This is a genomic window from Mesorhizobium sp. LNJC391B00, assembly GCF_000502535.1.
Taxonomy (GTDB): domain Bacteria; phylum Pseudomonadota; class Alphaproteobacteria; order Rhizobiales; family Rhizobiaceae; genus Mesorhizobium.
The window spans coordinates 370,689-393,476 of sequence record NZ_AYWI01000004.1; the positions used below are offsets into that span (position 1 = coordinate 370,689).

Genomic DNA, 22,788 nt, shown 5'->3' on the forward strand with positions numbered 1-22,788 from the left:
TGCGGCGATGTCATATGCGTTCGAACGAAAGATGACTGAGCGGACCGTCACGGAAGAGACCCTTTTCGGCGGCGTAGCCGGAACGCTGTTGCGATGCGCCGGCGCCACGACAGGCGTCGTCGTGCTCAGCGGATCGAGCGGCCGCATCGACGTCACCCGCGCCCGGCTCTTTGCCAAGGAACGAGCATCCGCTCTCGCGCTGCAATGGTTTGGCGGCGAAGGTCAGGTGCCCGGCATTTGCGAGATCCCGCTCGAAACGTTTTTCGCGGCGACCGACTATCTTGTCCAGATGGGATGCCGGCGCATCGTCTATGTCGGGACCTCGAAAGGCGCCGAGGCCTCCCTGCTTGCGGCGGCTCACGATCCACGCATCGGCCTCGTGGTTGCGATCAGCCCGACATCGGTGGTCTGGGGCAATATCGGGCCGGGCCGCGACGGCGTCAGCTGGCCGGAACGATCGTCGTGGACGCTCGAGGGGATTCCTTTGCCGTTTGTCCCAAGCAATCCCGCTTGGAACGCTGAGTATGTCGATGGTCTGGTGTCCTACCGGGGGCTCTTCCTACGTGCCTTGCAAACCTTCAAGGACGCAGCGGCCAAGGCTGCCATTCCCGCCGAAGCTATTTCAGCCGACATTGTTCTGGTTGCGGGCGGCGACGACGCGCTATGGCCATCGCTGGATTTTGCCCAGTCGATCGTTCGGCGTCGCCAGGACACAGCAATGACCACCTGCCTCGTCTCAGTGCCCGACGCCGGCCACCGCATTCTGCTGCCGGGCGAAAACACGCCGCGCTCGGGGCTGCACGCCCATGGCGGCAATGACGACGCCGACACACGCCTGGGCCGCCTGGCTTGGGAGCATATCCGGGGATTGCTGTAGCGCAGGCAGCCATGGTCCAGCTGCCTTAGGCAACAGCGAAACCGGCGATCTATAGCCGCCGGTTTCCGATGTTGGACCTGGCTGTGTTCAATAACCGTCGGGGCAGCTGGCGATGTAGGTGCGCCCGTTGCGGCCGCGGTAGCGACATTGACCGCTTTCGCTGGCACGGCCGATCAGCGCGCCGGCCACGGCGCCGACGGCGCCGCCGACGACGGCGCCCTGAACCGGATCATTTGCCACAGCTGCGCCAACCGCCGCGCCGCCGAGGCCGCCGACCGCGGCACCCTTTTCGGTTTGCGAGCACGCACCCAGTGCGGTCGCCAGTACCAGAATGATCATCGCTCTTTTCATTATCGTTCCTCTCTCACGCGGATCGCCGTCCTCGCCGCCACGGCTCTAACTCCCAGACGGCTGATTTGATCCCGATGACGTGAGAGATCGCGGTGTCCGCGCCGGTCACATTCGTGCCGACCGCCGCCGAGCTTGTTGAAAATCCAGGCTTTTCTACCTTTCGGCTGCCTTTTTCAGATTGGCGAGGCCAGCCTCGAAATCCTTGCCGATCAGCGTATCGAAACTCATGAACAGGCCCATCAGCTTGGCAATGAAGGGCCGGCTGCCGCGCATTGCCCAGGTGACTGCGGTGGTGTCGCCCGAGGGCTTCAGGGTGAAGTCGACGCTGTTGCTGGCCCGGAACGGCTTCTCGAAGTCGAGCTTCAGCGACACCAGCGAGGATGGCACGGAATTGACGATCTCCATGCGTCCCTTGCCGGCCTTGGCATTGCCTTCCCAGGCGTAGGCGGCGCCCTTGCCGGCATCAGCGCCCGACAGCGTGCGCTTCATCAGCGGGTCGAGCTTTTCGTAGGGTGACCATTCCGGCCAGTGCTTGAAATTGTTGATCAGCGGAAAGATCGCTTCCGGCGCGGCCTTGATGCGGGCGGTGCGGGCGGTGCGGGCGGTGACGAAATCATTCGACCTCGTCGCCGCATAGATGAGCACGGCGGCGATGATGACGACCAGGAGGATGAGAATGGTGCTGAGCATGTTTTTCTCCTCGCTTAACGGCTGAACGGGATCAGGGCGCGCACGCTTGGGTCGCGCAGATAGAGACCGCCCCACAGGATGATGCCGAGATAGACGCTAAACAGCGTGTGCGAAAACAACGGGCTGCCGACGCGCATATTTGTGGCGATGGCGCCGCCGAGATAGCCGGTGAGCAGGATGGCGCCGAGCACCGAGGTGCGGGGCAGCGCATAGAGCGCGGTCGAGATCAGCCCGATAATGCCGAGCGTGCGCGCGACATTGACATCGGCCGGCCAGCCGAGCGGCACCATGGTCTGGGTGACGACATCGAGCGGCGGCAGCTTGATGACGCCGTCGAAGATCATAAACAGGATGATGAGGCCGCTGAGCACGCGGCCGGTCCACAGGGCGCCCGATGAGACGGGCATGGTTTGAGAAATACTCACGGGTGTTCCCTCCTAAGCGGTTCGAGCCGTTTGCTGGCTTCGGACCAAGGACGAGCGATGGGGCGGCGATCCTACAGGGTGCGGATTCTTTTTGGGTAGCAGCAAGCAAAAGCCGCTGCGTGGCGATCCTTCACACCCCCCTCTGGCCTGCCGGCCATCTCCCCCGCAAGGGGGGAGATTACACGCTCGACCGCTTCGGCAATGTTCCATGAATGAGCGGAGCATCGAAACCGCCGATCTCCCTGCTTGCGGGGGAGATGCCCGGCAGGGCAGAGGGGGGCGCTGTCCCTCCACCTTGACGGACTATCGACATCCACCAGTCACGGCTATTGATAGGGCTGGGCGAGAGACGAGCGAATGGCCGGCGAGACTGATCTGAAAAAGCTGCTGGCGGCGATGACGCCGGAACTGCTGCCGGACGTCTACGTGTTCGCTACGCTCACACCTGGAATCAGCCGGCAGGCAGGCCTCGATCCCGTGATGGTCTTTCGCGAGCGCGAGGGTGTGACACTGATCGTGACCGAGGACGCGGCACGGGCGGCCGGGCTGACCGCTTCGTTCCGCTGCCGCATGATCACCCTGAACGTCCACTCCTCGCTGGAAGCCGTCGGCTTCCTCGCCGCCATCACCGCCCGGCTTGCCGCCGCCGGCATGGGCGTCAATCCGGTCTCTGCTTTCTATCATGACCATCTGTTCGTGCCCGCTGAGCGGGCCGAGGAAGCGATGGAGTTATTGCGCCAACTGGCCAAGGATAACGCCGGCTGAATATCAAGCTCGACGCACGTAGAGAATATCCGGCAGGCCTTCTTCGTTGGTGGTGCCCGCGCCGAACGCCTCGGGGCGAAAGCCATGGCGCTCGTAGAAGCGACGCGCGCCGGTGTTGGCCTGGAAGCAATGCAGTTTAACGATCCGTAGCGCGGCGGTCGCTTGCACCAGCAGCCGGCTGCCTATGCCTTGCCCCGTCCAGGCGGGGTCGAGATAGAGCTGTTCCACCCAATCGCCGCTCAGGGCAATGAAGCCGACAATGCCGGTGCCGGCCTCGGCGACCGTCACCTGCTGCCGGGACAGCACGATCTCGCGGATGAAGGCAAGATCCTCATCCGGCGTGTGGATGACCGGCATCCAGGAGAACGAGCCAAGTGCGGCCCGCATGACAATGGCGATGGTCGCGGCATCCAAAGCCGTGGCGGGTCGCAGCACGATTTTGGTGGGATCGTTCAAAGGCGTCTCAACAGAGGTCAGCGCTGCCCTCATCCCCCTGCCGGGACCTTCTCCCCGTGAACGGGAGAAGGAAGGCTTCGGCCGAAGGCCGAGCCCGCGACTGCGGGCCGCCGGCTTTCCGGCGCCCCCGCGGAGGGCCCGCCGCGGCAGCGGAGATACGGCCCGTGAGCGAATAAACTATGCCGCCTTCTTCTTCGGCTGGATCAGGCCGCGCTCGACCAGAAGCTCGGCGATCTGCACCGCGTTGAGCGCCGCGCCCTTGCGCAGATTGTCGGAGACGATCCACATCGACAGGCCGTTGTCGATGGTCGAATCCTCGCGGATGCGCGAGATGAAGGTGGCGTCCTCGCCGGCCGATTCCAGCGGCGTGATGTAGCCGCCATCCTCGCGCTTGTCCAAGACCTGGCAGCCCGGCGCTTCGCGCAGGATATCGCGCGCCTCGTCGGCGGTGATCGGCTTTTCGAACTCGATGTTGACGGCTTCGGAATGGCCGATGAACACCGGCACGCGCACACAGGTCGCCGTCAGCTTGATCTTGGGGTCGAGCATCTTCTTGGTCTCGGCGACCATCTTCCACTCTTCCTTGGTCGAGCCGTCGTCGAGGAAGACGTCGATATGCGGAATGACGTTGAAGGCGATGCGCTTGGTGAACTTCTTGACCTCGACGCCATCGGCGACGAACACCGCGCGGGTCTGTGTAAAGAGTTCGTCCATGCCTTCCTTGCCGGCGCCGGATACCGATTGATAGGTGGCGACGACGACGCGCTTGATGGTGGCGACATCGTGCAGCGGCTTCAGCGCCACGACCAGCTGCGCCGTCGAGCAGTTCGGATTGGCGATGATGTTCTTGCGGGTGAACAGCGAGATCGCATCCGGGTTCACTTCCGGCACGATCAGCGGCACGTCCTGATCATAGCGGAAGGCCGACGAGTTATCGATGACGACGCAGCCCTGCTTGCCGATCTTCGGCGACCACTCCTTCGAGACGTTGCCGCCGGCCGACATGATGCAGATGTCGGTGTCGGAAAAATCATACTGGTCGAGCGTCTTGACCTTCAGCGAACGGTCGCCGAACGACACTTCGGTGCCCTGGCTGCGCCGCGAGGCCAGCGCCACGACTTCGCTTACCGGAAAGCCGCGCTCTTCCAGTATGTTGAGCATTTCGCGACCCACATTGCCCGTGGCGCCGACTACCGCAACCTTGAAACTCATCAGAAATCTCCTGTCCCTCTCCGCTTGGTTTTTGGAGAAAACCCGCCGGCCAATGCGGGTCCGTCCCCCGGGCCGGACCCGGGAGAGGGTGGTTAGGCCAAGGGAATCACACCGTGGTGGTGGTTTTTTTGGCCATGGTTTTGCTGGAACGGTAAGACGCGCCGACGCGCCCGGCCCCATGATTGTGGCCGGGGAAGTCGAAGGCAAGAAGAGCCATCAGAAGGCCGCGCATCGAAAATGATCCCGTTCGATGCCGGCTTTTACGCGGTTTGCGTCAGGAGTCAATTGCGGCCAGGCACACGCCTGCCCTGTACAATAGCGGCCGCAAGAAGTACGAACGCCCAAATAGTGTTTGGCTGGCGTGCGTCAGCCCCGGCATGTGCTCCATGATGAGCCCAGACCCTGAATTCCGAAAGAGTGAGATGTCCAATTTCGAAGCTATTGTTCCTGCGCTGGCAGAAGCGCTGGAAAAACGCGGCTATACCGAGCTGACGCCAGTGCAGAAGGCCGTGCTGGAGCTCGGCGAGTCCGACGCTCTGGTGTCGGCGCAGACCGGCTCAGGCAAGACCGTCGCCTTCGGCCTCGCTTTGGCGCCGACCCTTCTTGGAAGCGCCGAGCGTTTTGACCAGGCTGGCGCACCGCTGGCGCTGGCCGTGGCGCCGACGCGCGAGCTCGCTCTGCAGGTGATGCGCGAATTGCAATGGCTCTACGCGCCGACCGGCGCCACCGTCGCGTCCTGCGTCGGCGGCATGGACATGCGCTCCGAACGGCGCGTGCTGGAGCGCGGCGCCCACATCGTCGTCGGCACGCCCGGCCGCCTGCGCGACCACATCACCCGCAACTCCCTCGACATGTCGGCGCTGAAAGCCGTGGTGCTGGACGAGGCCGACGAGATGCTCGACCTCGGCTTTCGCGAGGACCTCGAATTCATCCTCGATGCCGCACCGGCTCAGCGCCGCACGCTGATGTTTTCGGCCACCGTGCCGCGCTCGATCGCCACGCTGGCGCAAGGCTATCAGCGCGACGCCGTACGCATCTCGGCCGGCGGCGAGGAAAAGCAGCATCTCGATATCGAATACCGGGCGCTGAATGTCGCCTATCCCGACCGCGAGAACGCCATCATCAACGTGCTGCGCTTTTACGAGGCGAAGAACGCGCTGGTGTTCTGCAACACCCGCGCCGCCGTCAATCATCTGACGGCACGCTTCAACAACCGCAATTTTTCCGTCGTCGCACTGTCGGGCGAGCTCAGCCAGAACGAACGCACCCACGCGCTGCAGGCGATGCGGGACGGCCGCGCCAAAGTCTGCATTGCCACGGACGTCGCAGCGCGCGGCATCGACCTGCCCAATCTCGAACTGGTCATCCACGCCGATCTGCCGACCAATCCCGAAACGCTGCTGCACCGCAGCGGCCGAACCGGCCGAGCCGGACGCAAGGGCGTCAGCGCGCTGATCGTGCCCAACGGCGCCCGCAAGCGCACCGAACGGCTGCTGCAGAATGCCGGGCTGAAGGCGACATGGGCGAGCCCGCCCTCCGCCGACGAAGTCATCAAGCGCGACGACGAGCGCATCCTTGCCGATCCAGCCTTCGAAGAGCCGATTGCCGAGGACGAGCGCGGCTTCATCGACGCGCTTCTGGCCAGGCATGGCGCCGAACAGGTGGCCGCCGCCTTCGTGCGCCAATGCCGCGCCAGCCGCTCGGCGCCCGAGGAACTGACGGAGGTCGCACCGTTCACGCCTTCGCGTGACAAACCGGCGGGCGAAAAATTCGAGCGCCGCGATGAAGCGCCAGGCCGGCGCGACGATTTCGGCGACAGCGTCTGGTTCTCGCTGTCGATCGGGCGCAAGCAGAATGCCGAGCCGCGCTGGCTGATCCCGATGCTGTGCCGCACCGGCAACATCTCCAAGCGCGAGATCGGCTCCATCAAGATGCAGCAGGATGAGACCTACGTGCAGATCGCGGCCGACTGGGCCGATCGCTTCCTCGCCGCCCTCGGCCCCGACAAGAAGCTGCAGGGCAACATCGTGGTGAAGCGGCTGGACGGCACGCCCGACCTGTCGCGCGCCGGCTACCAGGCGCCGAAGCCCGACAAGAAGCCGCATCGCGGCAAGCGCCCGTTCGAGGCGCCGCAAAGCGCACACAAGCCGAAATTCGAGAAGCGGGAACGGCCCGCCGGCGATGCAAAGCCTTGGGCCGGGAAACCGAAATTCGACAAGGCGGGACCGCCGAAGAACAAGAAGCCGAAGAAGCGGCCGGTTTGAGGCTCTTATCGGCCAATTAAAGATGCAGGCGCTGCCCCTCATTGCCCTGCCGGGCATTTCTCCCCGTATAGTGACGGGAGAAAGGGCGGACCGCAGCCTTGGCGCTCTTCTTGCAGCGTTGGCGATTGGCGGAATCGTCGATAACAGCGACCCCTCTCCCCGTCACTATACGGGGAGAGGATGCCGGCAGGCAGGTGAGGGGCAGCGCCAACGCACCGGAAAATAAAGCAACTCATGCCTGAACCGTTTGCCCTCCATTTCGTCCACCCCCTTGCAGTCCGCCGCAACTTTGAACAGTCTGTGCCTACACGGGGGCGAGGCTAAATGCGCGGCGAAGTTCTTCACTATGACGAGGCCCAGGGTTTCGGCTTCATCACCGGGGCGGACGGCAACCGCTACACCTTCGCGCGCGAGGATCTGCGCCGTGATACCGTGATCGCGAACGGCGCTGTGGTCGAGTTTCTGCCGGCAAGCGGTCAGGCGCGCGACGTTTTTTCAATCCGCGCCCAGCCCGCCAGTCCCGCCACCGCTGCGCCAGCGGCAAGCGCCGCGCCGCCCAAGGCGGCTGCCGCTTCAGCCGCGCCACAGCATTTCGGCCGCCTGGCGGAAGACGGCGCGGTTCGCGATAGCGGAATGCCGGGTTATTTCTGGCGAGGCGTGACGCGCAACTACATCAACTTCGCCGAACGCGCCCGCCGCAAGGAATTCTGGGGCTACTGCCTGTTCTGGACCGTCAGCTTCATCCTGGTCGGAATTGCCGGCGCCCTCGCCGACCAGGCCGTCGGCAATTTCGAAGCCGGCAACTGGCCGATTGTGATGATCGGCGTCTGGGGGCTGTTTTGGCTAGCGACGTTCCTGCCCTGGGTCGGGCTCGTCATGCGCCGCTTGCACGACATCGGCCTGACCGGCTGGCTGGCAATACCTTACTTCGCAATCACCTTCATGTTCGCTCCGGCTACGCTGATCCTCGCGCTGATACTCGGATTGATCCCGACCCAGGCCCACGAAAACCAGTGGGGGCCGGTGCCTGGAGGAGGCGGAGCCTAGACCCGCACCAAGAAATGAGCAGCCGGCTGTTTGCGGACAGCCGTGCTATAACAATGGCTTAGGTCGCAGCCGGGAAGGCAGCTGCTGTTTTGACCGAACGAACGAAATATTTCTCTTGCCATTTACTCTGTGCACAGATAATCTGTGCAATCATCAAATCGACGATCGAAAACGGATGATGGGCCAAGACAAATGTGGACCAACGAGTACACCGCAATTCCCCCCCTTTCGGCGCAGGCCATCTGGAACGCGCTCAAGGCGCTTCACGAAGGCCGCCTCACCTACGAAGGGTCCGATACCTTCGTACTGCACGGCCCGTTCGCCAAGGGCACCCGCGTCTCTGTAACGCCCGTCGGGCAGGACACCTTCGAATCGACGATCGTCGACCTCGTCGACGCTGTAACCTATGCCGACGAGACCTCGTTCGGCGACACGAAACTGTTGTTCAGGCATACGCTGACGCCGGTCGAGGGTGGCACTCAAGTGACGCATCGCCTCGATATTTCCGGCCCATCGACCGCCGAGGTCGGACCAGAGCTCGGGCCGCAGATCAGCGGCGATTTCGACACTTCGATGGCTAAACTGTTCGAGCAGGCAATGGTGTTGGCGAACGGTGGCTGATCAAGGGGATCTGAACACGCGCTTCAGCGGACCATCCGAGAGCCCCGGCTTGCTGCTCTGGCGAACCACCATGCGCTGGCAGCGCGTCATGACGGCGGCGCTGGCCCCGCTTGACCTTACCCATGTCCAGTTCGTGCTGCTGGCTTCGGCGATGTGGCTCGGCCGATATGGCGAGCCGCCCAACCAGGTCCAACTCGCCGCGCAGGCCGGCACCGAGGTGAAGATGACGTCGGACGTCGTCGCCCGGCTTGAGGCAAAGGGACTGATTGTGCGGGACACCGACCCGCGGGATTCCCGCGCCAAGGTGATCCGCGTCTCCACGACGGGGACGGCCGCAGTCCAGCGCGCTATCGTCGCCGTCGAAGCCGCCGACGCTGCTTTTTTCTCAACCGTGGATGAGGCGCAACTCGTCGGCCTGCTGAAACGGCTGGCCGGCGAGATCCGCTGAGTCGGCCGCTAAGCCAGGAACTTGGCGATGATGGCATCGCCCATTGCGACAGTGCCGACTTCGGTCATGCCCTCGGACAAAATATCCTTCGTCCGGAGCCCGTCGTCGAGCACGGCGGCTATTGCGCCTTCGAGCTTGTCGGCCTCATCGACCATGCCGAAGGAATATCGCATGCACATGGCAAACGACGCGATCATGGCGATCGGGTTGGCGATGCCCTGTCCGGCAATGTCGGGCGCCGAGCCATGCACCGGCTCGTACAGCGCCTTGCGCTTCCTGGTCTTCACATCGGGCGCGCCGAGCGAGGCCGACGGCAGCATGCCGATCGATCCGGTCAGCATGGCGGCGATGTCGGACAGCATGTCGCCGAACAGATTGTCGGTGACGATGACGTCGAACTGCTTTGGCCAGCGCACCAACTGCATGCCGCCGGCATCGGCCAGCATGTGGTCGAGCTTGACGTCGGCATAGCGAGTCTTCTGGGTCTGGGTGACGACCTCGTTCCACAGCACGCCGGATTTCATGACGTTGCGCTTTTCCATCGATGTCACGTGGTTCTTGCGCGTGCGCGCCAGCTCGAAGGCGACGCCCGAAATCCGCTCGATCTCGAACGTGTCGTAGACCTGCGTGTCGATCCCGCGCTTCTGGCCGTTGCCGAGATCGATGATCTGCTTCGGCTCGCCGAAATAGACGCCGCCGGTAAGCTCGCGCACGATCAATATGTCGAGGCCCTCGACGACTTCCTGCTTCAGCGAGGACGACGCGGCCAGCGCCGGATAGCAGATGGCGGGCCGGAGATTGGCGAACAGCTCCATATCCTTGCGCAGCCGTAGCAACCCGGCCTCGGGACGCACCTCGTAAGGCACCTTGTCCCATTTCGGCCCGCCGACGGCGCCGAACAGCACGGCGTCCGCAGCCATCGCCTTTGCCATGTCGGCATCCGAAATCGCCGCGCCATGCGCGTCGTAGGCACAGCCGCCGACCAAGCCTTCATCAGTGGCAAAACCGCTGCCGAGCTTTGCGTTCATGGCCGCGATCAGCTTCTTCACCTCGGCCATCGCCTCGGGGCCGATGCCGTCGCCGGCGAGCAGGAGAAGATTTTTCGAAGCCATGGAGAACCGTCCCAACACTGTTTGGAGAAACCGCGGCCTTGCTAAACGCCAAGAGCTTGCGGCGCAAGGGGATGAAGAACGCTACGACGGCGCCCGCGTCTCAAGACCTGGGTTCCTCGCCGTGGCCAGAGGCGGGGGAGAGGAACAAATCACTTGTGCGACAAAATATTCACCAACCGGCCGAACGGATCGCGCACATAAAACCGCCGTACGCCCCAGGGTTCGTCGGCGGGACCATACTCGATGGCAAAGCCGGCGGCCTTCATGCGTTGCAGCGCCGCATCGACATCGTCGACCTCGATGGAGAGGTCCGGCACCGGCGTGCCGGAGCCGCCCTGGGCCATGAAGCTGATCTGCACCTGCATCCGTGCGTCGGAGCCTAAGGTGACGATCCAGCCCTGATCCATCAGCACATCGAGGCCAAGCACGTCCTGATAGAAGCGTTTCGCCGCTGCCGCGTCTGGTGTCCCGATATTGGCCACGATGCGCCGGACCGTCATGGCTTTGCCTCCTCAAGCCGTACGCCGCAGCGCCGTGACTTCGATCTCGATCTTCATTTCCGGCTTGTTGAGCTGGCACACGATCATCGTCGCCGCCGGCCTGATCTCGCCGAAAGCCTCGCCGAGGATGGGGAAGACGACGTCCACGATGGCCCGGTCTGTGATGTAGTAATGCGCCCGCACCACATCGGCCATGTCGAAGCCGCCATCCCTCAGCGCCTCCGCGATGGTCGCCAGGCAATTGCGCGTCTGCGCCTCCACCGTTTCCGGCATGGTCATCGTCGCATAGTCGTAGCCGGTCGTTCCCGACACGAAGCACCAGTCGCCCTGCACCACCGCGCGCGAATAGCCGGCGGTTTTTTCGAAGGGCGAACCGGTGGAGATGAGTGTGCGCATGGAGCCTCGCTGTGGTTTCGGACACTTTTGCAGGGAAAGGGCCGGCCGGGCCATGGGCCCTGCAAATCTTGGTCGTCGGCGGGACAGCACCCCCCTCTGCCCTGCCGGCCATCTCCCCCTCAAGGGGGGAGATTAGCAAGTTCGGACGCCTTTCTCGCTTTCCACCTTTGCGATTGGCGAAAGCCAGAGTGACGTCTGATCTCCCCCCTTGAGCGGGAGATGCCCGGCAGGGCAGAGGGGGTGTGACGGATCGCGACGGAACAAGCATGAACACCGAGTGTTCGCCGCGCTGCCGCAAACCCTAGTTCCCCGACTCCTGCGCCTTGTCCATTGCTTCCTTCACATCCGCCGGCCAGTCCGCCACCGGCGGCCAGGCCTGCGGCTCGCCATTGTCGCCGCGGCGGGCGAAGTAGAGCGTGTGCTTGGCCGGGTCGACCGCCATGAAACCGTCATTGCTGCCGCATGCGTGCGGCACGCAGCCGGTGGCGTAGAAGGCGCCCGACGCCGTCTTTTCGGTGCCGCCGCCGACCAGCAGGCTGGTTGCCATGTCGGGCATGGTGTCGCCGAGCAGCGTCTGCGCCGCCTTGTAGACGGCCTCATTGTGGAAGGCGTCGATGATGTTCTGGTATTTGGCCGGATCGACGTCCTTCCAGTCCGTACCCGGCTCCGGCGCGTAGGTCAGGTCGCCCGAGATCGTCAGCCCGTCGCTGGGCGACCATTGCAGCGCTTGCTTCGTATCGCCCGGCAACAGATACGGCACGAAATAGATGGCGTTGTCGGCCACCGCCGCCGGCGGCGCCCCGCATTCGTCCTGTTCGACCTTGAGGCTTTGTATCTCGCCGCCTTCCGGCTTCCAGACGATGACCTTGGCCGGGCCGCACTGGTTGCCGCCGTCGCCGACATCGACCAGCGCCACGTCGACGCCGCCGACCTTGACTGTTCTGTCGAAGAACACGTCGTAATTGCTGGCCAGCTGCTTGCCGTCATAGGCCAGCACCTTCTCGCCATCCTGCTCCGGCTGGGTGATGGTCAGCTGCCCGCCCTCGAACGGGACCGGCCCCTGGCTGTCATCGTCCGCCAGGGCCGCATTGTTCGACGCGCCCGGATCGGCGGCGGACGGATCTTCTGCCGGCACGAGTATCTTGTCGGTCTGTGCTTGCGCGCCGGCCACCGGCATCAGCATCCACGCCAGCGCGCAGGCGCCGGCAAGAAGAAAACGTGTCATGACTGTCCCCTCCGTTCAGCCGCCACGAACCCGGCTTTGTGGCGGCCGGGCCATCTCGTACCACTCAGGCCCAAGGACGCTCGGCAGCGTTCTTCTTCTCGAACGAGGCGATGGCGCCGGCCTTCTCCATGGTCAGGCCGATATCGTCGAGACCGTTCAGCAGGCAGTGGCGCTTGAAGTCGTCGAGGTCGAAGGTGACCACGCCGCCGTCGGGGCCGCGGATTTCCTTGGCCTCGAGGTCGACCGACACCGTCGCATTGGAGCCGCGCGAGGCGTCGTCCATCAGCTTCTCCAGGTCTTCGGGGCTGACGGTGATCGGCAGGATTCCGTTCTTGAAGCAGTTGTTGTAGAAAATGTCGGCGAACGACGTCGAGATGACGCAGCGAATGCCGAAATCGAGCAGCGCCCACGGCGCGTGTTCGCGGCTCGAACCGCAGCCGAAATTGTCGCCGGCGACCAGGATCTGCGCCTTGCGGTAGGCTGGCTTGTTGAGCACGAAGTCGGGGTTTTCCGAGCCATCGTCCTTGTAGCGCATTTCGGCGAACAGGCCGCTGCCGAGCCCGGTGCGCTTGATCGTCTTGAGATAATCCTTGGGGATGATCATGTCGGTGTCGACATTGACGATCGGCATCGGTGCGGCGACGCCGGTGAGCTTGGTGAATTTTTCCATGGCTTTTGCCCTTCTTGATCGAATTCGTTGCGTCAGGGTTTGCTGCGCCCGGTTTACACAAAGCCGCCGGCAAATAAAAGGCAACTGTTGGTGCGCGGCCCGATCGAAAGATCGGCGCGGCACTGTCTTTAAAACCGGCTGCCGTTGGTGCACCTTGCGCCCATGACCGCACAATCGAAGATTATCTATGCCAGGGAGCCTGAGCTCGACGTCGCCGAGTTCCGCCGCGTTCTGGTCGAATCCACGCTCGGCGAAACACGCCCCGTCGATGACGACGCCCGGCTGCAGGCGATGCTTTCGGGCGCGAACCTAGTGCTCACGGCGCGGCTCGACATCGAAGGCAGGCCGCTGATCGGCGTTATCAGGGCCATCACCGATTTTTCCTGGGTGTGCTACGTCTCAGAGCTCGCCGTGTCGCAATCGGCGCAAGGCGTCGGCATCGGCAAGGGCCTGATGGACGAGGCCCGCCGGCAGCTTGGGCCTTCGGTCGCCATCAGCCTGATCTCGATGCCCGACGCCGTCGGCTTCTACGAGCGTATCGGCATGAAGCGCATGGCCGACGCGTTCTGGTTCTCCCGCGAGGGCTGACGCCGCATCGGGCGCAATTGCCGACCGGGTTGGGCAGTCAAGGCGGGCAAGGTTATCGGGCAATGCGGAACGGTGTTCAGGACCCTGCTGAGCAACGCCTCCTTGCCGCCCTTGACCCGCGCTTCATCCGGTCCACATCCCCAGCATGGGAAATCGCCGATCTCTCATAGGCACCGCCGGCTGGGGAATTCCGTCTCGATACAAGGCTGAGTTTCCGCAGTCCGGTTCGCATCTCGAACGTTACGGAAAACGCTTTCCGGTCGTCGAGATCGACACCTCGTTCTACAAGCCGCACCGCCGCGAGACCTATGAGCGCTGGGCTCACGCCGTGCCGGAGCACTTCCGCTTCGCGGTCAAGGCACCGAAGAGCATGACCCATGAGCATCGCCTCGCCGATTGCGAGGGGCTGACAGAGGACTTTCTCGGGCAGGTCGAAGGTCTCGGCGAAAAGCTGAGCGTGCTTCTGGTGCAGCTGCCGCCGAGCTTGCCCTTCGAGCCGGAGGTCGCCGGCGGTCTCTTCGACATGTTGGGCAAGCGTATCCGGGCAAGGCTGGCATGCGAGCCGCGCCATCCCACCTGGTTCGGTGCCGAGACGGACGCACTGCTGGCCGGTCACCAGGTCGCCCGGGTCGCCGCCGACCCGGCTTCGGTTCCGGAGGCAGCAGGGCCGGGTGGCTGGCCCGGCCTTGCCTATTTCCGCTGGCACGGCGCGCCGCGCATCTACTATTCGGGTTACGATACCGAAACGCTCGACCGGTTTGCGCGGCAAGTGGAAGCAACGGCCGCTTCCGGTGCCGAGGTCTGGGGGATTTTCGACAACACGGCCGCCGGGCATGCACTGGGGAACGCGATGGCTGTCAGTGCGATGGTTGCTTAGACGCTCGCGGGACAGCACCCCCTCTGGCCTGCCGGCCATCTCCCCCGCAAGGGGGGAGATCAGATGCCGCGACCGCTTTCGCCAATCGCCGACGTTGCAAGAATGGCGCCTTCGCCGAAGCTGCCAATCTCCCCCCTTGCGGGGGAGATGCCCGGCAGGGCAGAGGGGGTGGGCGGGAACTCGACAGAGCGATCCTATTCCGCCCGCCTCAAATCACGTTCAATTCCCGAAACGCCCGCCCTTCGACCACCCGTTCGTACCCAAACGCCGAGCAATCCACCGTCCGATACCCGCCATGCACCAACAGCTCCGCCAGCGCCTTGCCGACGGCCGGCGCCTGCTGCAGCCCATGCCCTGAAAACCCATTCGCGAAGATGAAATTGCCGACCTCTGGATGCGGGCCGACCACGGCGTTCTGGTCGAGCGTGTTGTAGTCGTAATGGCCTGCCCAGGCGCGGGTCGGCTTGATCGCCTCGAAGGCGGGGATGCGGGTTGCCAGCACGGGCCAGATCACCTCTTCGAACAGCGGCCAGTCGACGTCGAAATCCCGGGGGTCGGCGGGGCCATCGCCCTCCTCCGGCTCGGCGCCGCCGGTGAGATAGACCGAGCCTTCAGGCCGGACATAGATGCCGGATGGGTCGACCAGCAGCGGCATGTCGGCGTATTTTTCCCGCGCCTCGAAGACGAAAACGTTGCGCTTGCGCGGCTCGACGGGCAGCACGAGTCCCGCCATGCCGGCCACCTTGCCGGCATTCGGCCCGGCGGCATTGACGACGATGCCGGCTTGCAGTCTTTCGCCATTGTCGAGGTCCACGCCGGTGACGCGGTTGCCCTGCCTCTCGATGCCGGTGACGTCGGCGGCGATGAAATCGATTTGTCTGTCGCGCAGCGCCTTGCGGAACAGCGTCAGCATGGCATGAGCGTCGAACCAGCCCTCGCCGCTGCGGCCGAAGGCGCCGGCGCTGATGCCTTCGGTCGACAGCCATGAAAAGCGCTTTGCCAGTTGGTCGGCGTCCTCGAGCAGAATGTCGGCGCCCTCGGCGACCTGCGCCTCGTGGTTGGCTTTCAGGATCGGCAACCCGGCCTCGCCGGCCAGGATGAGATAGCCGCCTTCGCGAAAACCGATATCGGCATCGGTGCCGAAGGTCTCCTTCAGTCGCCGGAACAGGTTGAGCGTGAACTGCGACAGCCGGATATTTTCCGGAATCGAGAATTGCTGACGGATCGAGGCCATGGACAGCGTCGTTGCCGCATGGGCGAATTGCGGGTCGCGTTCGATCAGCGCGATGGAGCCGGAAAAGCCTTCCTCGCGCAGATAATAGGCGACCGAGGAGCCGACGATGGCTCCGCCGATGATGACGGTGTCGTAGCGCACTTTGTTCTCCGATCCGGCCGCCGGCATCCTTCACGCCGCCGGCACAATGATCTCGAAGCGCGTGCCGCGCCCGGAGTCAACCAGCGCGATCGTGCCATCATGCGCTTTCAGGAGGGCCAGCACTATGCCGAGGCCCATGCCGGTGCCGCCGGACTCGCGCCGCGTGGTGAAGAACGGCTCGAAAATGCGTGCCCTGTTGCTCGGCGAGATGCCGGCGCCGTCGTCGCTGACCGCAATGGTCACCTTGCCTTCGGCGCTGGCAGCCGCCAGCAAAACCTGGGTCGCGCCGTGCCTGGCGGAATTGTCGATCAGGTTGGCAAGCACGATCGCCGCATTCTCGGCCGAGATGCGCAGACCGGTTTCGCCGCCCGTCTCGATGGTCACAGCCAGCCTGCCGTCCACCGGCAGCAATGCCAGCGCCGCATCGAGCGACGTGCTTTCGCCGCTCGGCGCCAGGTTTTCCGCGCGCGCCAGATCGAGCAGGCGCCGTACCAGCAGATTGAGCCTTCCGGCATCGTTGACGATGTTGCCGGAAAACCGCTTGCGCTCTGCCGCGTCCATCGCCTCGCCGGAATCGCGCAAGAGTTCAGCCGCGCCCTGGATCGCCGTCAGCGGCGATTTGAGCTCGTGCGAGACATGGGTGGCAAAGGTCTGGATCGAGTCGGAGCGCGCCTGCAGCTTTTCGGCCATGTCGAGAAAGGCCGCGGACAGCTCGGCCATTTCGCGCGTGCCGTGATGGTCGAGCGGCCGGATCGCGTCGCGGTCGCCGGCGGCGATGCGCCTCGTGCGCTCCATCAGCGCGTAGATCGGCCGGCTCACGGTGCGCAGGAACACCAGCGCGATCAGCAGCATGCCGAAGAGCATGGCGATGGCCGCCAGCGTCACCTTGCCGCGCTCACCATAGAGATGCTTGACGATGTTGTTCGGCGTTCGAGACAGGTAGATCACGCCGGCGACGTGGCCGTCGACCGCGATTGGCATGGCGACGAAGACGCGGACCTTGGTGCCCCGGCTGACCGAATAGAGCGGCGGCGGCGGCTGGTCGGGAATTCGTTGCCTGAGCGCGCTGGCATAGTGGCCGGTAAGGGCGGTGCGCACCTCCTCGACATTGGCCAGCGACAGTCCGACCTCATCGCGCCCGGCAATGACGACGCCATGTGGGTCGAGCAGCCGGAAGCCGGCCAAGGTGGTTTTCTGCGTGGTGTCGAGAATGCCTGACAGCCGCGCGCCGATCGCCGCAAAGGCCGAATCGGTGGCGGCAACAATGCCGGCGGGCCGGGTCGGCAGCAAATAGTCGGAGGCGAGATCGAGTGTCGGCTCGATCGGCTGGTAAGGCGTGTCGTCGCCGCGGCTGGCATCGCCGCTGTCAGCCTGCATCGGCACCCCAAGCTTCTCCGGGGCAATGCCGGCGTCACTGATATTCTGTGCATAGATGGCGGCGATGACGGCGCCTTGCGCGATCAGCTCGCCCTCGGTCTGGCGGATCAGCTGGTTTTCATAAAGCCGGAAGAAGAACAGGCCGACCAGCGGCAGCGCCAGCACCATGATGAGGATGGCGAGAACCACCGTGGCCAGCCTTGGCCGCCATTTGGTGCCGATCCATTTGGCGTCGCTCAGGCGCCGCATCGGCCGAGCCGGAAACCGACGCCATGCACGGTTTCGATGGCGTCGAGACAGCCCGCCGCCGCCAGCTTGGCGCGGATGTTGCGGATGTGGCTATCGACGGTACGGTCGGCGACGTGGATGTTGGCGGCATAGGCGCTGGCGACCACCAGGTCGCGGCCCAGCACATGCGCCGGCCGCGCCAGGAACCCTTTCAGGATCGAGAATTCGATCGCCGTCAGCGCCAGCGCCTTGCCGTCGAAACTGGCGCCGTGGCTGGCCGGCGCCAGGCTGAGCTTGCCATGCGCGAAGTTCTTGTCGTCGACCGGGTCGGGCGCCACCGGGCGGGCGCGGCGCAGGATGACGTTGACGCGCGCCACCAGCTCGCGCGGGCTGAACGGTTTCGTCACATAGTCGTCGCCGCCCATTTCGAGCCCGAGGATGCGGTCGATCTCCTCGTCTCGCGCCGACAGGAACAGAACCGGCACGTCGGAGCGCTGCCTCAGCCGCCGGCAGACTTCCAGCCCGTCCATCTCCGGCATGCCGATGTCGAGCACGACGAGGTCGGGCTCGCGGCGTTCGATCGCCTGCAGGGCGGCCGCGCCGTCGGCGACGGCCTGCGTTTTCATCCCGGCCTTTTCCAGCGCAAAGCAGATGATCTCGCGTATGTGCGGATCGTCGTCGGCGACCAGGATCTGATGCGGCATGGATCTAACGGTCCGGCACTGAAGGTTGCGAGGGCTGGGTAGGTGGAGGAAGCACGAGCGGACCTCTCTTGTCGAGAACCTGCACGAGCCTCCAGCCGCGAAAGCTCCAGGCGCGCCACTGCCTCTGCTCGGCGATAGTGTCGTCGATCATCATTTGATCGGCCAGATAGGTGGTTTGGTTTCCGAATTGGTGCATGTAGAGGCGGTCCAGCGCCGGCATGGCGGCAGCGCCGAGCGAGCGCAGATATTCGGTATCGATAGGCGTGCCGTCGCCGGTCATTTCAAGGGAATGGTCGACATTGAAATTGGCGATCGTTGCGGCGAAGTTGATGAAGCAGCAGGCATAAAGCGTCGCCGATAGCGTCGCAAGATTGGCGGAGAGCAGCCATTCGTTGGATTTTCCAAGCGCGATGCGGGCAATGATCAGTACAAGCCCTGACGCCACCAACCCCATCCAGACGAAGGCGGCGATGCGCCAGTAGGTCAGTGCATAGACGCCGATGTAGAGATCGAGCCTGAGAATCGACGAGATGACCAGCACGATGTTCTGCGCCACCCAGGCATAGACCAGCCGGCGGATCAGCGGATCGCCTGAGGTTTCGCTGCCCGGCCGCAGCGCCGCCAGCACGAAGCCGGCGGCCAGCAGCGCGGTGGCGATCAGCGGATAGGCGCCGCGATGCGCATAGGCGGCATAGCTCAACCCGTCGGGAAGGGCGACCCCGCCCCAGAGATAGGCGGCGTCGAGCCCGGTCTGCAGCGCAAACAGGGCATTGAAGACGATCAGCGCGCGCCAGATCGCGGCCTTGCCGAAGACGACGTCCTCGATCGTTGTGGCGGGTTTGGTCGCGGCCGGTGCGGCCACGGCTGCAGGCGGCGTCAAAGGTGGAAGGCGGCGCAGCAAGCGCGGCAGGCGAGGCCGCAGGAAAGCCCAGACGCCGGCGAGCACGAACAGCCAGAAGACGATCCGCGCCAGCTGGATGAGATCGAGCAGCTTCATCAGGTCGATCAGCGACAGCCAGTATTCGATGACCGGGTTGGCGGCGCCGAACAAAAGCAGGAACACCGCGCCCAGCGTCACCGGCATGACCCAGACGATGATGGAAGCCAGGCGGATACGGCGGCCGCCAAGCCNCGCCAAGCCGGCGCACCGTGCGGCGCCAGCGGAAGACGTCACAGGCAAGGCGCAGCGGCGCCGCCAGCAGGAACAGCGCGACCTGGCCGGCAATGCGGGCGATGCCGTGCCGCAGCCGCCCGACCAGCGACAGCGCAAACACGATCAACGCTACAAGCGCGATCGCGACCGACAGCACGCTGACATTCTCGGCCAGCGGCAGCAGCGCGACGAACAAAGCGGCCGGCTTGAGCCAGGGTCTTGGGGAATTCAAGGCAGGATGCACAGCGACCACCGCGCCGGCGATCAGGATGGCAAACAGCAGCACCGTGATCCCGGCGGGCTGGCCGTAAAAGAAAAAATCCGCCAGCGCCACGAGCAGGACGGCGATGCCGAAGCGGCTGGAAAAGCTTGCAAACGATGTCATGCGCGGATTTTCCTGATGGGCTGGGTCCGCTCGGCCGGTGGGCGGATAAAAGGGAGCAGGCTCGCTTCCAGGTAAGGGCGGGCCGCCGCCCGGGGCGGATCGACCAACCACCAGCTTTCGCTGCGCAGGCGATAGGGCAAGGACCAAAGGTGAGCGTTTCGCTGTTGCATGCCGCTGTTGTCGCGGGCTCGCATGGAAACGGCGGGGCGGAGCGGAGGAGGTTTTCCGCAGGGATGTGCAGTTTTCGTGCAGGACCTGTGCTTACGGCCGGGGCGCTCCCCCCCCATCTTTCCGGACGTTGGCGCTGTCCCAGCCAGGCTCCTTTCCTCTCCCTCCGGAGGGGGGAGAGGTGGCTCGGCGAAGCCGAGACGGAGTGGGGGAACCACCTGGCAGTCGCCGCGAACGGACATCGGAAGGGCACTGAGCGCATGGGTCGACCCCCACTCCGTCGAGCTTCGCTCGACACCTCTCCCCCGATCGACGGGGGAGAGGAAAGGCCCCCCTTCCGCAACTGCTGCGGGACGGGCGGGGCAGCGCAAGCTTTCGCAGTTGGCTCGTCATCAGGTACCGGTCGGACGCTTGCCTCACCCGCCCCCACGCGGCATAGATCGGCCATGACAAGCGAACCTTACCGCCCGCGCCGCTCGGTGCTTTACGTCCCCGCCTCCAACGACAAGGCGCTGGCCAGGATCGCGACGCTGGCCTGCGATGCCGTGATCATCGACCTCGAAGACGCCGTCGCGCCCTCAGACAAGATCGCCGCGCGGGACAAACTGGCCGGCATTTTCGCCAGCCGACCGAAACGCCGCTGCGAGATGATCGTGCGCGTCAACGCGCTGTCCAGCGAATGGGGCAACGATGACCTGCTGACCGCGGCGAAATTCGAGCCCGACGGCATCCTGTTGTCCAAGGTCGCCACGCCGCGCGATATCCTCGAAGTCGGCGACGTGCTCGACGACAATTTTGCCCCCGACAGCGTCAAGCTCTGGGCGATGATCGAGACGCCCAAGGCCATGCTCAATATCGGCGCCATTGCCGAACTCGGCCGCGATCGCGCTTCGCGGCTAAATTGTTTCGTTGCCGGAACGAACGATCTGGTCAAGGAAACCGGCATTCTGGCGACGCCTGATCGGCGCTACCTCGTGCCTTGGCTGATGCAGATGGTGCTGGCGGCGCGGGCCGGCGGCATCGACATACTCGACGGCGTCTCCAACGATTTTCGCGACCTCGACGCGTTTGCGCGCGAATGCACGGAAGCCGCCGCCATGGGGTTCGACGGCAAGACGCTGATCCACCCCGCCCAGATCGAAACCGCCAACCGCGCCTTTGCGCCCGCGCCCGAAGCCTTGGCCGAGGCGCACGCGGTGAAAGAGGCTTTCGCCTTGCCCGAAAATGCCGGCAAGGGCGTGATTGCGCTGGATGGCAGGATGGTCGAACGGCTGCACCTGGTGCAAGCCGAAAAACTGCTGGCGAAGGCCATCGGCGCATGATCCGCCCCGAAAAGACGAACTCACGACAGGATCTGACCCATGAGACTTTACCGCTTTCTGTCCGCCCCCGACGATTCAACCTTCTGCCACAAGGTCACCGCGGCGCTGAACAAGGGCTGGCACCTGTACGGCTCACCGACCTACGCCTATGACAAGAAGACCAAATCGATGCGCTGCGGCCAGGCGGTGGTGAAGGATATCGACGGCCAGGAATACGGGCCGGATACGAAGCTGAGTGATTGGTAGGCGAGCTTTGCCAGCCTGTCTAAGACAGCGCTAGGCTGCCTCGGCAATATCAAGACGCACTGTAAGTCCGGCCTGTGTGGCCAGATTGATCAAGGTGTCCAGACTAAAATTCGCGATCCTGCCCCGCAGAAGATCGCTAAGGCGTGGCTGGGTAATCCCGAGCCGGTTGGCTGCTTCGGCTTGGGTAACGTCCCAACTCCGCACCCGCTGTTCGATCGCGATCAGCAAATTGGAGCGCATAGTCATGTTGGCGGACTGAGCCGGGGTGTCTTCCAGCGCATCCCAGACATTTTCAAAGCTTTGACGTTCCATGAGCATGTCTCACTGAATTTGCCTGAACCGCGATGCGGCAAGAGCCAAGTCTCGTTTCGCCGTCTGTTGCGTCTTCTTCTGGAAGGCGTGCAAGACAAAGACGGCGTCACCTATGCTGGCGACGTAAAGCACCCGGAACGCGCCAGCATCGTCTCGGACACGGATTTCCCGTACGCCTAGGCCTATCGTCGTCATCGGCTTCCAATCGCTTGGCTCAAATCCGAGTTGAACCTTGTGCAGTTGAACGCCCGTTTCCTTGCGCACCGCCTCTGGAAAAGCCCGGAGCTTGGCAAGAGAATCTCCAAGAAACTCCAGTCGCTTGGTCGGCATACAGACTTTATATCAAAACTTGTATAATTTCACAAGCAGGCTCGCCACCTGAATATCGCACAGCCTTACTCCGCCGCCTCTTCAAGCTTTTCCATATCGTCGTCCGACAGGCCGAAATGGTGGCCGATCTCGTGGATCAGCACGTGGGTGACGATGTCGCCCAGCGTCTCTTCGTTTTCGGCCCAATAGTCGAGGATGGCGCGGCGGTAGAGGGTGATGCGGTTCGGGCCTTCGCCGGTCTGCGGGTTCCAGCGCTCGGCGATGCCGCGGCCCTCGAACAGGCCAAGCAGATCAAACGGTGTCTCCAGCGACAGATCGTCCATGATCTCGTCGGTCGGGAATTCGGCGATCATGATGACGATCTCGCCGGTCAGCTTGCGAAAATCGTCGGGCAGATGTGCGTACGCCTCCAGCGCCAGAAACTCGATCTCCTCGATCGAAGGCGAGAGTTCATCGTGCCAGGTGCGGGTCTTGTAGATGCGGGCCATGCTTTGTCCTTTGATCCGGCATATAGGCTTTCCCTCCGGACTCGGCAAATGGACCGGGTACCTGGCCAATGACTGTTTCTTTGCGCCGAATGGCTGCGACCAAAGTCCAAGGTTGGCCTCGTCACCTTTGATCAAGGAATAAATTCCTTCTGACTCCGCTTGACTCTTCCGGCACC

29 protein-coding genes are annotated in these 22,788 nt (G+C 64.0%); 11 read left to right on the plus strand and 18 right to left on the minus strand.

The genetic code is table 11. The features are described from left to right. Positions 1 to 31: 31 nt before the first annotated feature. Complete coding sequence (locus X750_RS152065) at positions 32 to 877, plus strand: acyl-CoA thioester hydrolase/BAAT C-terminal domain-containing protein (RefSeq protein ID WP_023747397.1); 846 nt, start codon at positions 32 to 34, stop codon at positions 875 to 877. 87 nt (positions 878 to 964) lie between these two features. Here X750_RS152065 and X750_RS152060 read toward each other — a convergent pair whose 3' ends face one another. The 3 genes from X750_RS152060 to X750_RS152050 form a co-directional block, all read right to left on the minus strand. Further along, positions 965 to 1,228, minus strand: coding sequence for a YMGG-like glycine zipper-containing protein (locus tag X750_RS152060; RefSeq protein ID WP_023687657.1), 264 nt, complete (start codon positions 1,226 to 1,228; stop codon positions 965 to 967). 153 nt (positions 1,229 to 1,381) lie between these two features. Beyond that, complete coding sequence (locus X750_RS152055) at positions 1,382 to 1,918, minus strand: SRPBCC family protein (RefSeq protein WP_023747398.1); 537 nt, start codon at positions 1,916 to 1,918, stop codon at positions 1,382 to 1,384. Between the two features lie 14 nt (positions 1,919 to 1,932). Further along, positions 1,933 to 2,343 (minus strand): DoxX family protein, encoded by a 411-nt coding sequence (locus X750_RS152050; RefSeq protein WP_023687655.1) that lies wholly within the window; start codon positions 2,341 to 2,343, stop codon positions 1,933 to 1,935. A gap of 357 nt (positions 2,344 to 2,700) precedes the next feature. Between X750_RS152050 and X750_RS152045 the strand changes: the two genes are divergently transcribed. Beyond that, positions 2,701 to 3,108, plus strand: a complete 408-nt coding sequence (locus X750_RS152045; protein ID WP_023671700.1) for an ACT domain-containing protein — start codon at positions 2,701 to 2,703, stop codon at positions 3,106 to 3,108. Positions 3,109 to 3,111: 3 nt separating this feature from the next. Here X750_RS152045 and X750_RS152040 read toward each other — a convergent pair whose 3' ends face one another. From X750_RS152040 to X750_RS1000000167360, 3 genes are all read right to left on the minus strand, one after another. Then, positions 3,112 to 3,564, minus strand: a complete 453-nt coding sequence (locus X750_RS152040) for a GNAT family N-acetyltransferase (RefSeq protein WP_023671699.1) — start codon at positions 3,562 to 3,564, stop codon at positions 3,112 to 3,114. Between the two features lie 177 nt (positions 3,565 to 3,741). Next, entirely contained in the window at positions 3,742 to 4,776 is a 1,035-nt protein-coding gene (locus X750_RS152035; protein WP_023671698.1) for an aspartate-semialdehyde dehydrogenase, read from the minus strand. Between the two features lie 106 nt (positions 4,777 to 4,882). Then, positions 4,883 to 5,008 carry a hypothetical protein gene (locus X750_RS1000000167360; RefSeq protein ID WP_023671697.1) on the minus strand — a complete coding sequence of 42 codons (126 nt, stop codon included), beginning with the start codon at positions 5,006 to 5,008 and terminating at the stop codon, positions 4,883 to 4,885. Positions 5,009 to 5,198: 190 nt separating this feature from the next. Here X750_RS1000000167360 and X750_RS152030 point away from each other — a divergent pair, with 190 nt between their 5' ends. The 4 genes from X750_RS152030 (at position 5,199) to X750_RS152015 (ending at position 9,156) form a co-directional block, all read left to right on the plus strand. Beyond that, positions 5,199 to 7,040, plus strand: a complete 1,842-nt coding sequence (locus tag X750_RS152030) for a DEAD/DEAH box helicase (RefSeq protein WP_023747399.1) — start codon at positions 5,199 to 5,201, stop codon at positions 7,038 to 7,040. A 324-nt stretch (positions 7,041 to 7,364) separates the two neighbouring features. Continuing rightward, on the plus strand, positions 7,365 to 8,087 hold the full coding sequence (locus X750_RS152025) for a DUF805 domain-containing protein (protein ID WP_023747400.1): 723 nt from the start codon (positions 7,365 to 7,367) through the stop codon (positions 8,085 to 8,087). Positions 8,088 to 8,279: 192 nt separating this feature from the next. Next, positions 8,280 to 8,708: a polyketide cyclase gene (locus X750_RS152020; protein WP_023747401.1), complete on the plus strand. Its 429-nt coding sequence runs from the start codon at positions 8,280 to 8,282 to the stop codon at positions 8,706 to 8,708. Positions 8,709 to 8,778: 70 nt separating this feature from the next. Next, positions 8,779 to 9,156 carry a MarR family transcriptional regulator gene (locus tag X750_RS152015; RefSeq protein WP_023683823.1) on the plus strand — a complete coding sequence of 126 codons (378 nt, stop codon included), beginning with the start codon at positions 8,779 to 8,781 and terminating at the stop codon, positions 9,154 to 9,156. An 8-nt stretch (positions 9,157 to 9,164) separates the two neighbouring features. On the opposite strand, the gene leuB is transcribed toward X750_RS152015, so the two are convergent. The 5 genes from leuB to leuD form a co-directional block, all read right to left on the minus strand. Further along, on the minus strand, positions 9,165 to 10,268 hold the full coding sequence (gene leuB, locus X750_RS152010) for a 3-isopropylmalate dehydrogenase (RefSeq protein ID WP_023683822.1): 1,104 nt from the start codon (positions 10,266 to 10,268) through the stop codon (positions 9,165 to 9,167). A 149-nt stretch (positions 10,269 to 10,417) separates the two neighbouring features. Continuing rightward, the gene (locus X750_RS152005) at positions 10,418 to 10,768 is read right to left on the minus strand and encodes a VOC family protein (RefSeq protein ID WP_023683821.1); all 351 of its coding nucleotides are present in this window, start codon (positions 10,766 to 10,768) and stop codon (positions 10,418 to 10,420) included. Between the two features lie 12 nt (positions 10,769 to 10,780). Continuing rightward, a complete protein-coding gene (locus tag X750_RS152000) occupies positions 10,781 to 11,164 on the minus strand; it encodes a RidA family protein (protein WP_023683820.1) in 384 nt (127 codons plus the stop codon). Positions 11,165 to 11,465: 301 nt separating this feature from the next. Beyond that, the gene (locus tag X750_RS151995) at positions 11,466 to 12,389 is read right to left on the minus strand and encodes a hypothetical protein (RefSeq protein ID WP_023747402.1); all 924 of its coding nucleotides are present in this window, start codon (positions 12,387 to 12,389) and stop codon (positions 11,466 to 11,468) included. 64 nt (positions 12,390 to 12,453) lie between these two features. Continuing rightward, positions 12,454 to 13,059: a 3-isopropylmalate dehydratase small subunit gene (gene leuD, locus X750_RS151990; RefSeq protein ID WP_023694556.1), complete on the minus strand. Its 606-nt coding sequence runs from the start codon at positions 13,057 to 13,059 to the stop codon at positions 12,454 to 12,456. Positions 13,060 to 13,221: 162 nt separating this feature from the next. Here leuD and X750_RS151985 point away from each other — a divergent pair, with 162 nt between their 5' ends. Together X750_RS151985 and X750_RS151980 are read left to right on the plus strand one after the other, a co-directional pair. After that, on the plus strand, positions 13,222 to 13,647 hold the full coding sequence (locus X750_RS151985; RefSeq protein ID WP_023747403.1) for a GNAT family N-acetyltransferase: 426 nt from the start codon (positions 13,222 to 13,224) through the stop codon (positions 13,645 to 13,647). Between the two features lie 145 nt (positions 13,648 to 13,792). Then, positions 13,793 to 14,524 (plus strand): DUF72 domain-containing protein, encoded by a 732-nt coding sequence (locus X750_RS151980; RefSeq protein ID WP_023747404.1) that lies wholly within the window; start codon positions 13,793 to 13,795, stop codon positions 14,522 to 14,524. Between the two features lie 208 nt (positions 14,525 to 14,732). Here the strand turns inward: X750_RS151980 and X750_RS151975 are convergent, their stop codons facing one another. From X750_RS151975 to X750_RS01000000162875, 4 genes are read right to left on the minus strand one after another with little or no spacing between them, the layout of a single operon-like run. Then, positions 14,733 to 15,899 carry an FAD-binding oxidoreductase gene (locus X750_RS151975; protein WP_023747405.1) on the minus strand — a complete coding sequence of 389 codons (1,167 nt, stop codon included), beginning with the start codon at positions 15,897 to 15,899 and terminating at the stop codon, positions 14,733 to 14,735. A gap of 30 nt (positions 15,900 to 15,929) precedes the next feature. Next, positions 15,930 to 17,525 carry a HAMP domain-containing sensor histidine kinase gene (locus X750_RS151970; RefSeq protein ID WP_023747406.1) on the minus strand — a complete coding sequence of 532 codons (1,596 nt, stop codon included), beginning with the start codon at positions 17,523 to 17,525 and terminating at the stop codon, positions 15,930 to 15,932. Then, positions 17,513 to 18,208: a response regulator transcription factor gene (locus X750_RS151965; RefSeq protein ID WP_023747407.1), complete on the minus strand. Its 696-nt coding sequence runs from the start codon at positions 18,206 to 18,208 to the stop codon at positions 17,513 to 17,515. Before X750_RS151965 ends, X750_RS151970 begins: the two co-directional genes overlap by 13 nt. A 4-nt stretch (positions 18,209 to 18,212) precedes the next feature. Further along, the gene (locus X750_RS01000000162875) at positions 18,213 to 19,346 is read right to left on the minus strand and encodes a DUF4173 domain-containing protein (protein ID WP_348524468.1); all 1,134 of its coding nucleotides are present in this window, start codon (positions 19,344 to 19,346) and stop codon (positions 18,213 to 18,215) included. Positions 19,347 to 19,446: 100 nt separating this feature from the next. Here X750_RS01000000162875 and X750_RS1000000167535 point away from each other — a divergent pair, with 100 nt between their 5' ends. The 3 genes from X750_RS1000000167535 to X750_RS151955 all read left to right on the plus strand — a co-directional run bounded on the left by X750_RS1000000167535 (position 19,447) and on the right by X750_RS151955 (position 21,482). Beyond that, positions 19,447 to 19,821 carry a hypothetical protein gene (locus X750_RS1000000167535; protein WP_348524469.1) on the plus strand — a complete coding sequence of 125 codons (375 nt, stop codon included), beginning with the start codon at positions 19,447 to 19,449 and terminating at the stop codon, positions 19,819 to 19,821. Between the two features lie 539 nt (positions 19,822 to 20,360). Beyond that, positions 20,361 to 21,236 carry a CoA ester lyase gene (locus X750_RS151960; RefSeq protein ID WP_023747408.1) on the plus strand — a complete coding sequence of 292 codons (876 nt, stop codon included), beginning with the start codon at positions 20,361 to 20,363 and terminating at the stop codon, positions 21,234 to 21,236. Positions 21,237 to 21,275: 39 nt separating this feature from the next. Then, on the plus strand, positions 21,276 to 21,482 hold the full coding sequence (locus X750_RS151955; protein WP_023673921.1) for a DUF1737 domain-containing protein: 207 nt from the start codon (positions 21,276 to 21,278) through the stop codon (positions 21,480 to 21,482). Between the two features lie 30 nt (positions 21,483 to 21,512). Here X750_RS151955 and X750_RS151950 read toward each other — a convergent pair whose 3' ends face one another. From X750_RS151950 to X750_RS151940, 3 genes are all read right to left on the minus strand, one after another. Further along, positions 21,513 to 21,794 (minus strand): XRE family transcriptional regulator, encoded by a 282-nt coding sequence (locus X750_RS151950; protein ID WP_023673920.1) that lies wholly within the window; start codon positions 21,792 to 21,794, stop codon positions 21,513 to 21,515. Positions 21,795 to 21,803: 9 nt separating this feature from the next. Continuing rightward, positions 21,804 to 22,124: a type II toxin-antitoxin system RelE/ParE family toxin gene (locus X750_RS151945; protein WP_023673919.1), complete on the minus strand. Its 321-nt coding sequence runs from the start codon at positions 22,122 to 22,124 to the stop codon at positions 21,804 to 21,806. A 65-nt stretch (positions 22,125 to 22,189) separates the two neighbouring features. Then, positions 22,190 to 22,612: a metallopeptidase family protein gene (locus X750_RS151940; RefSeq protein WP_023673918.1), complete on the minus strand. Its 423-nt coding sequence runs from the start codon at positions 22,610 to 22,612 to the stop codon at positions 22,190 to 22,192. Positions 22,613 to 22,788 lie beyond the last annotated feature (176 nt).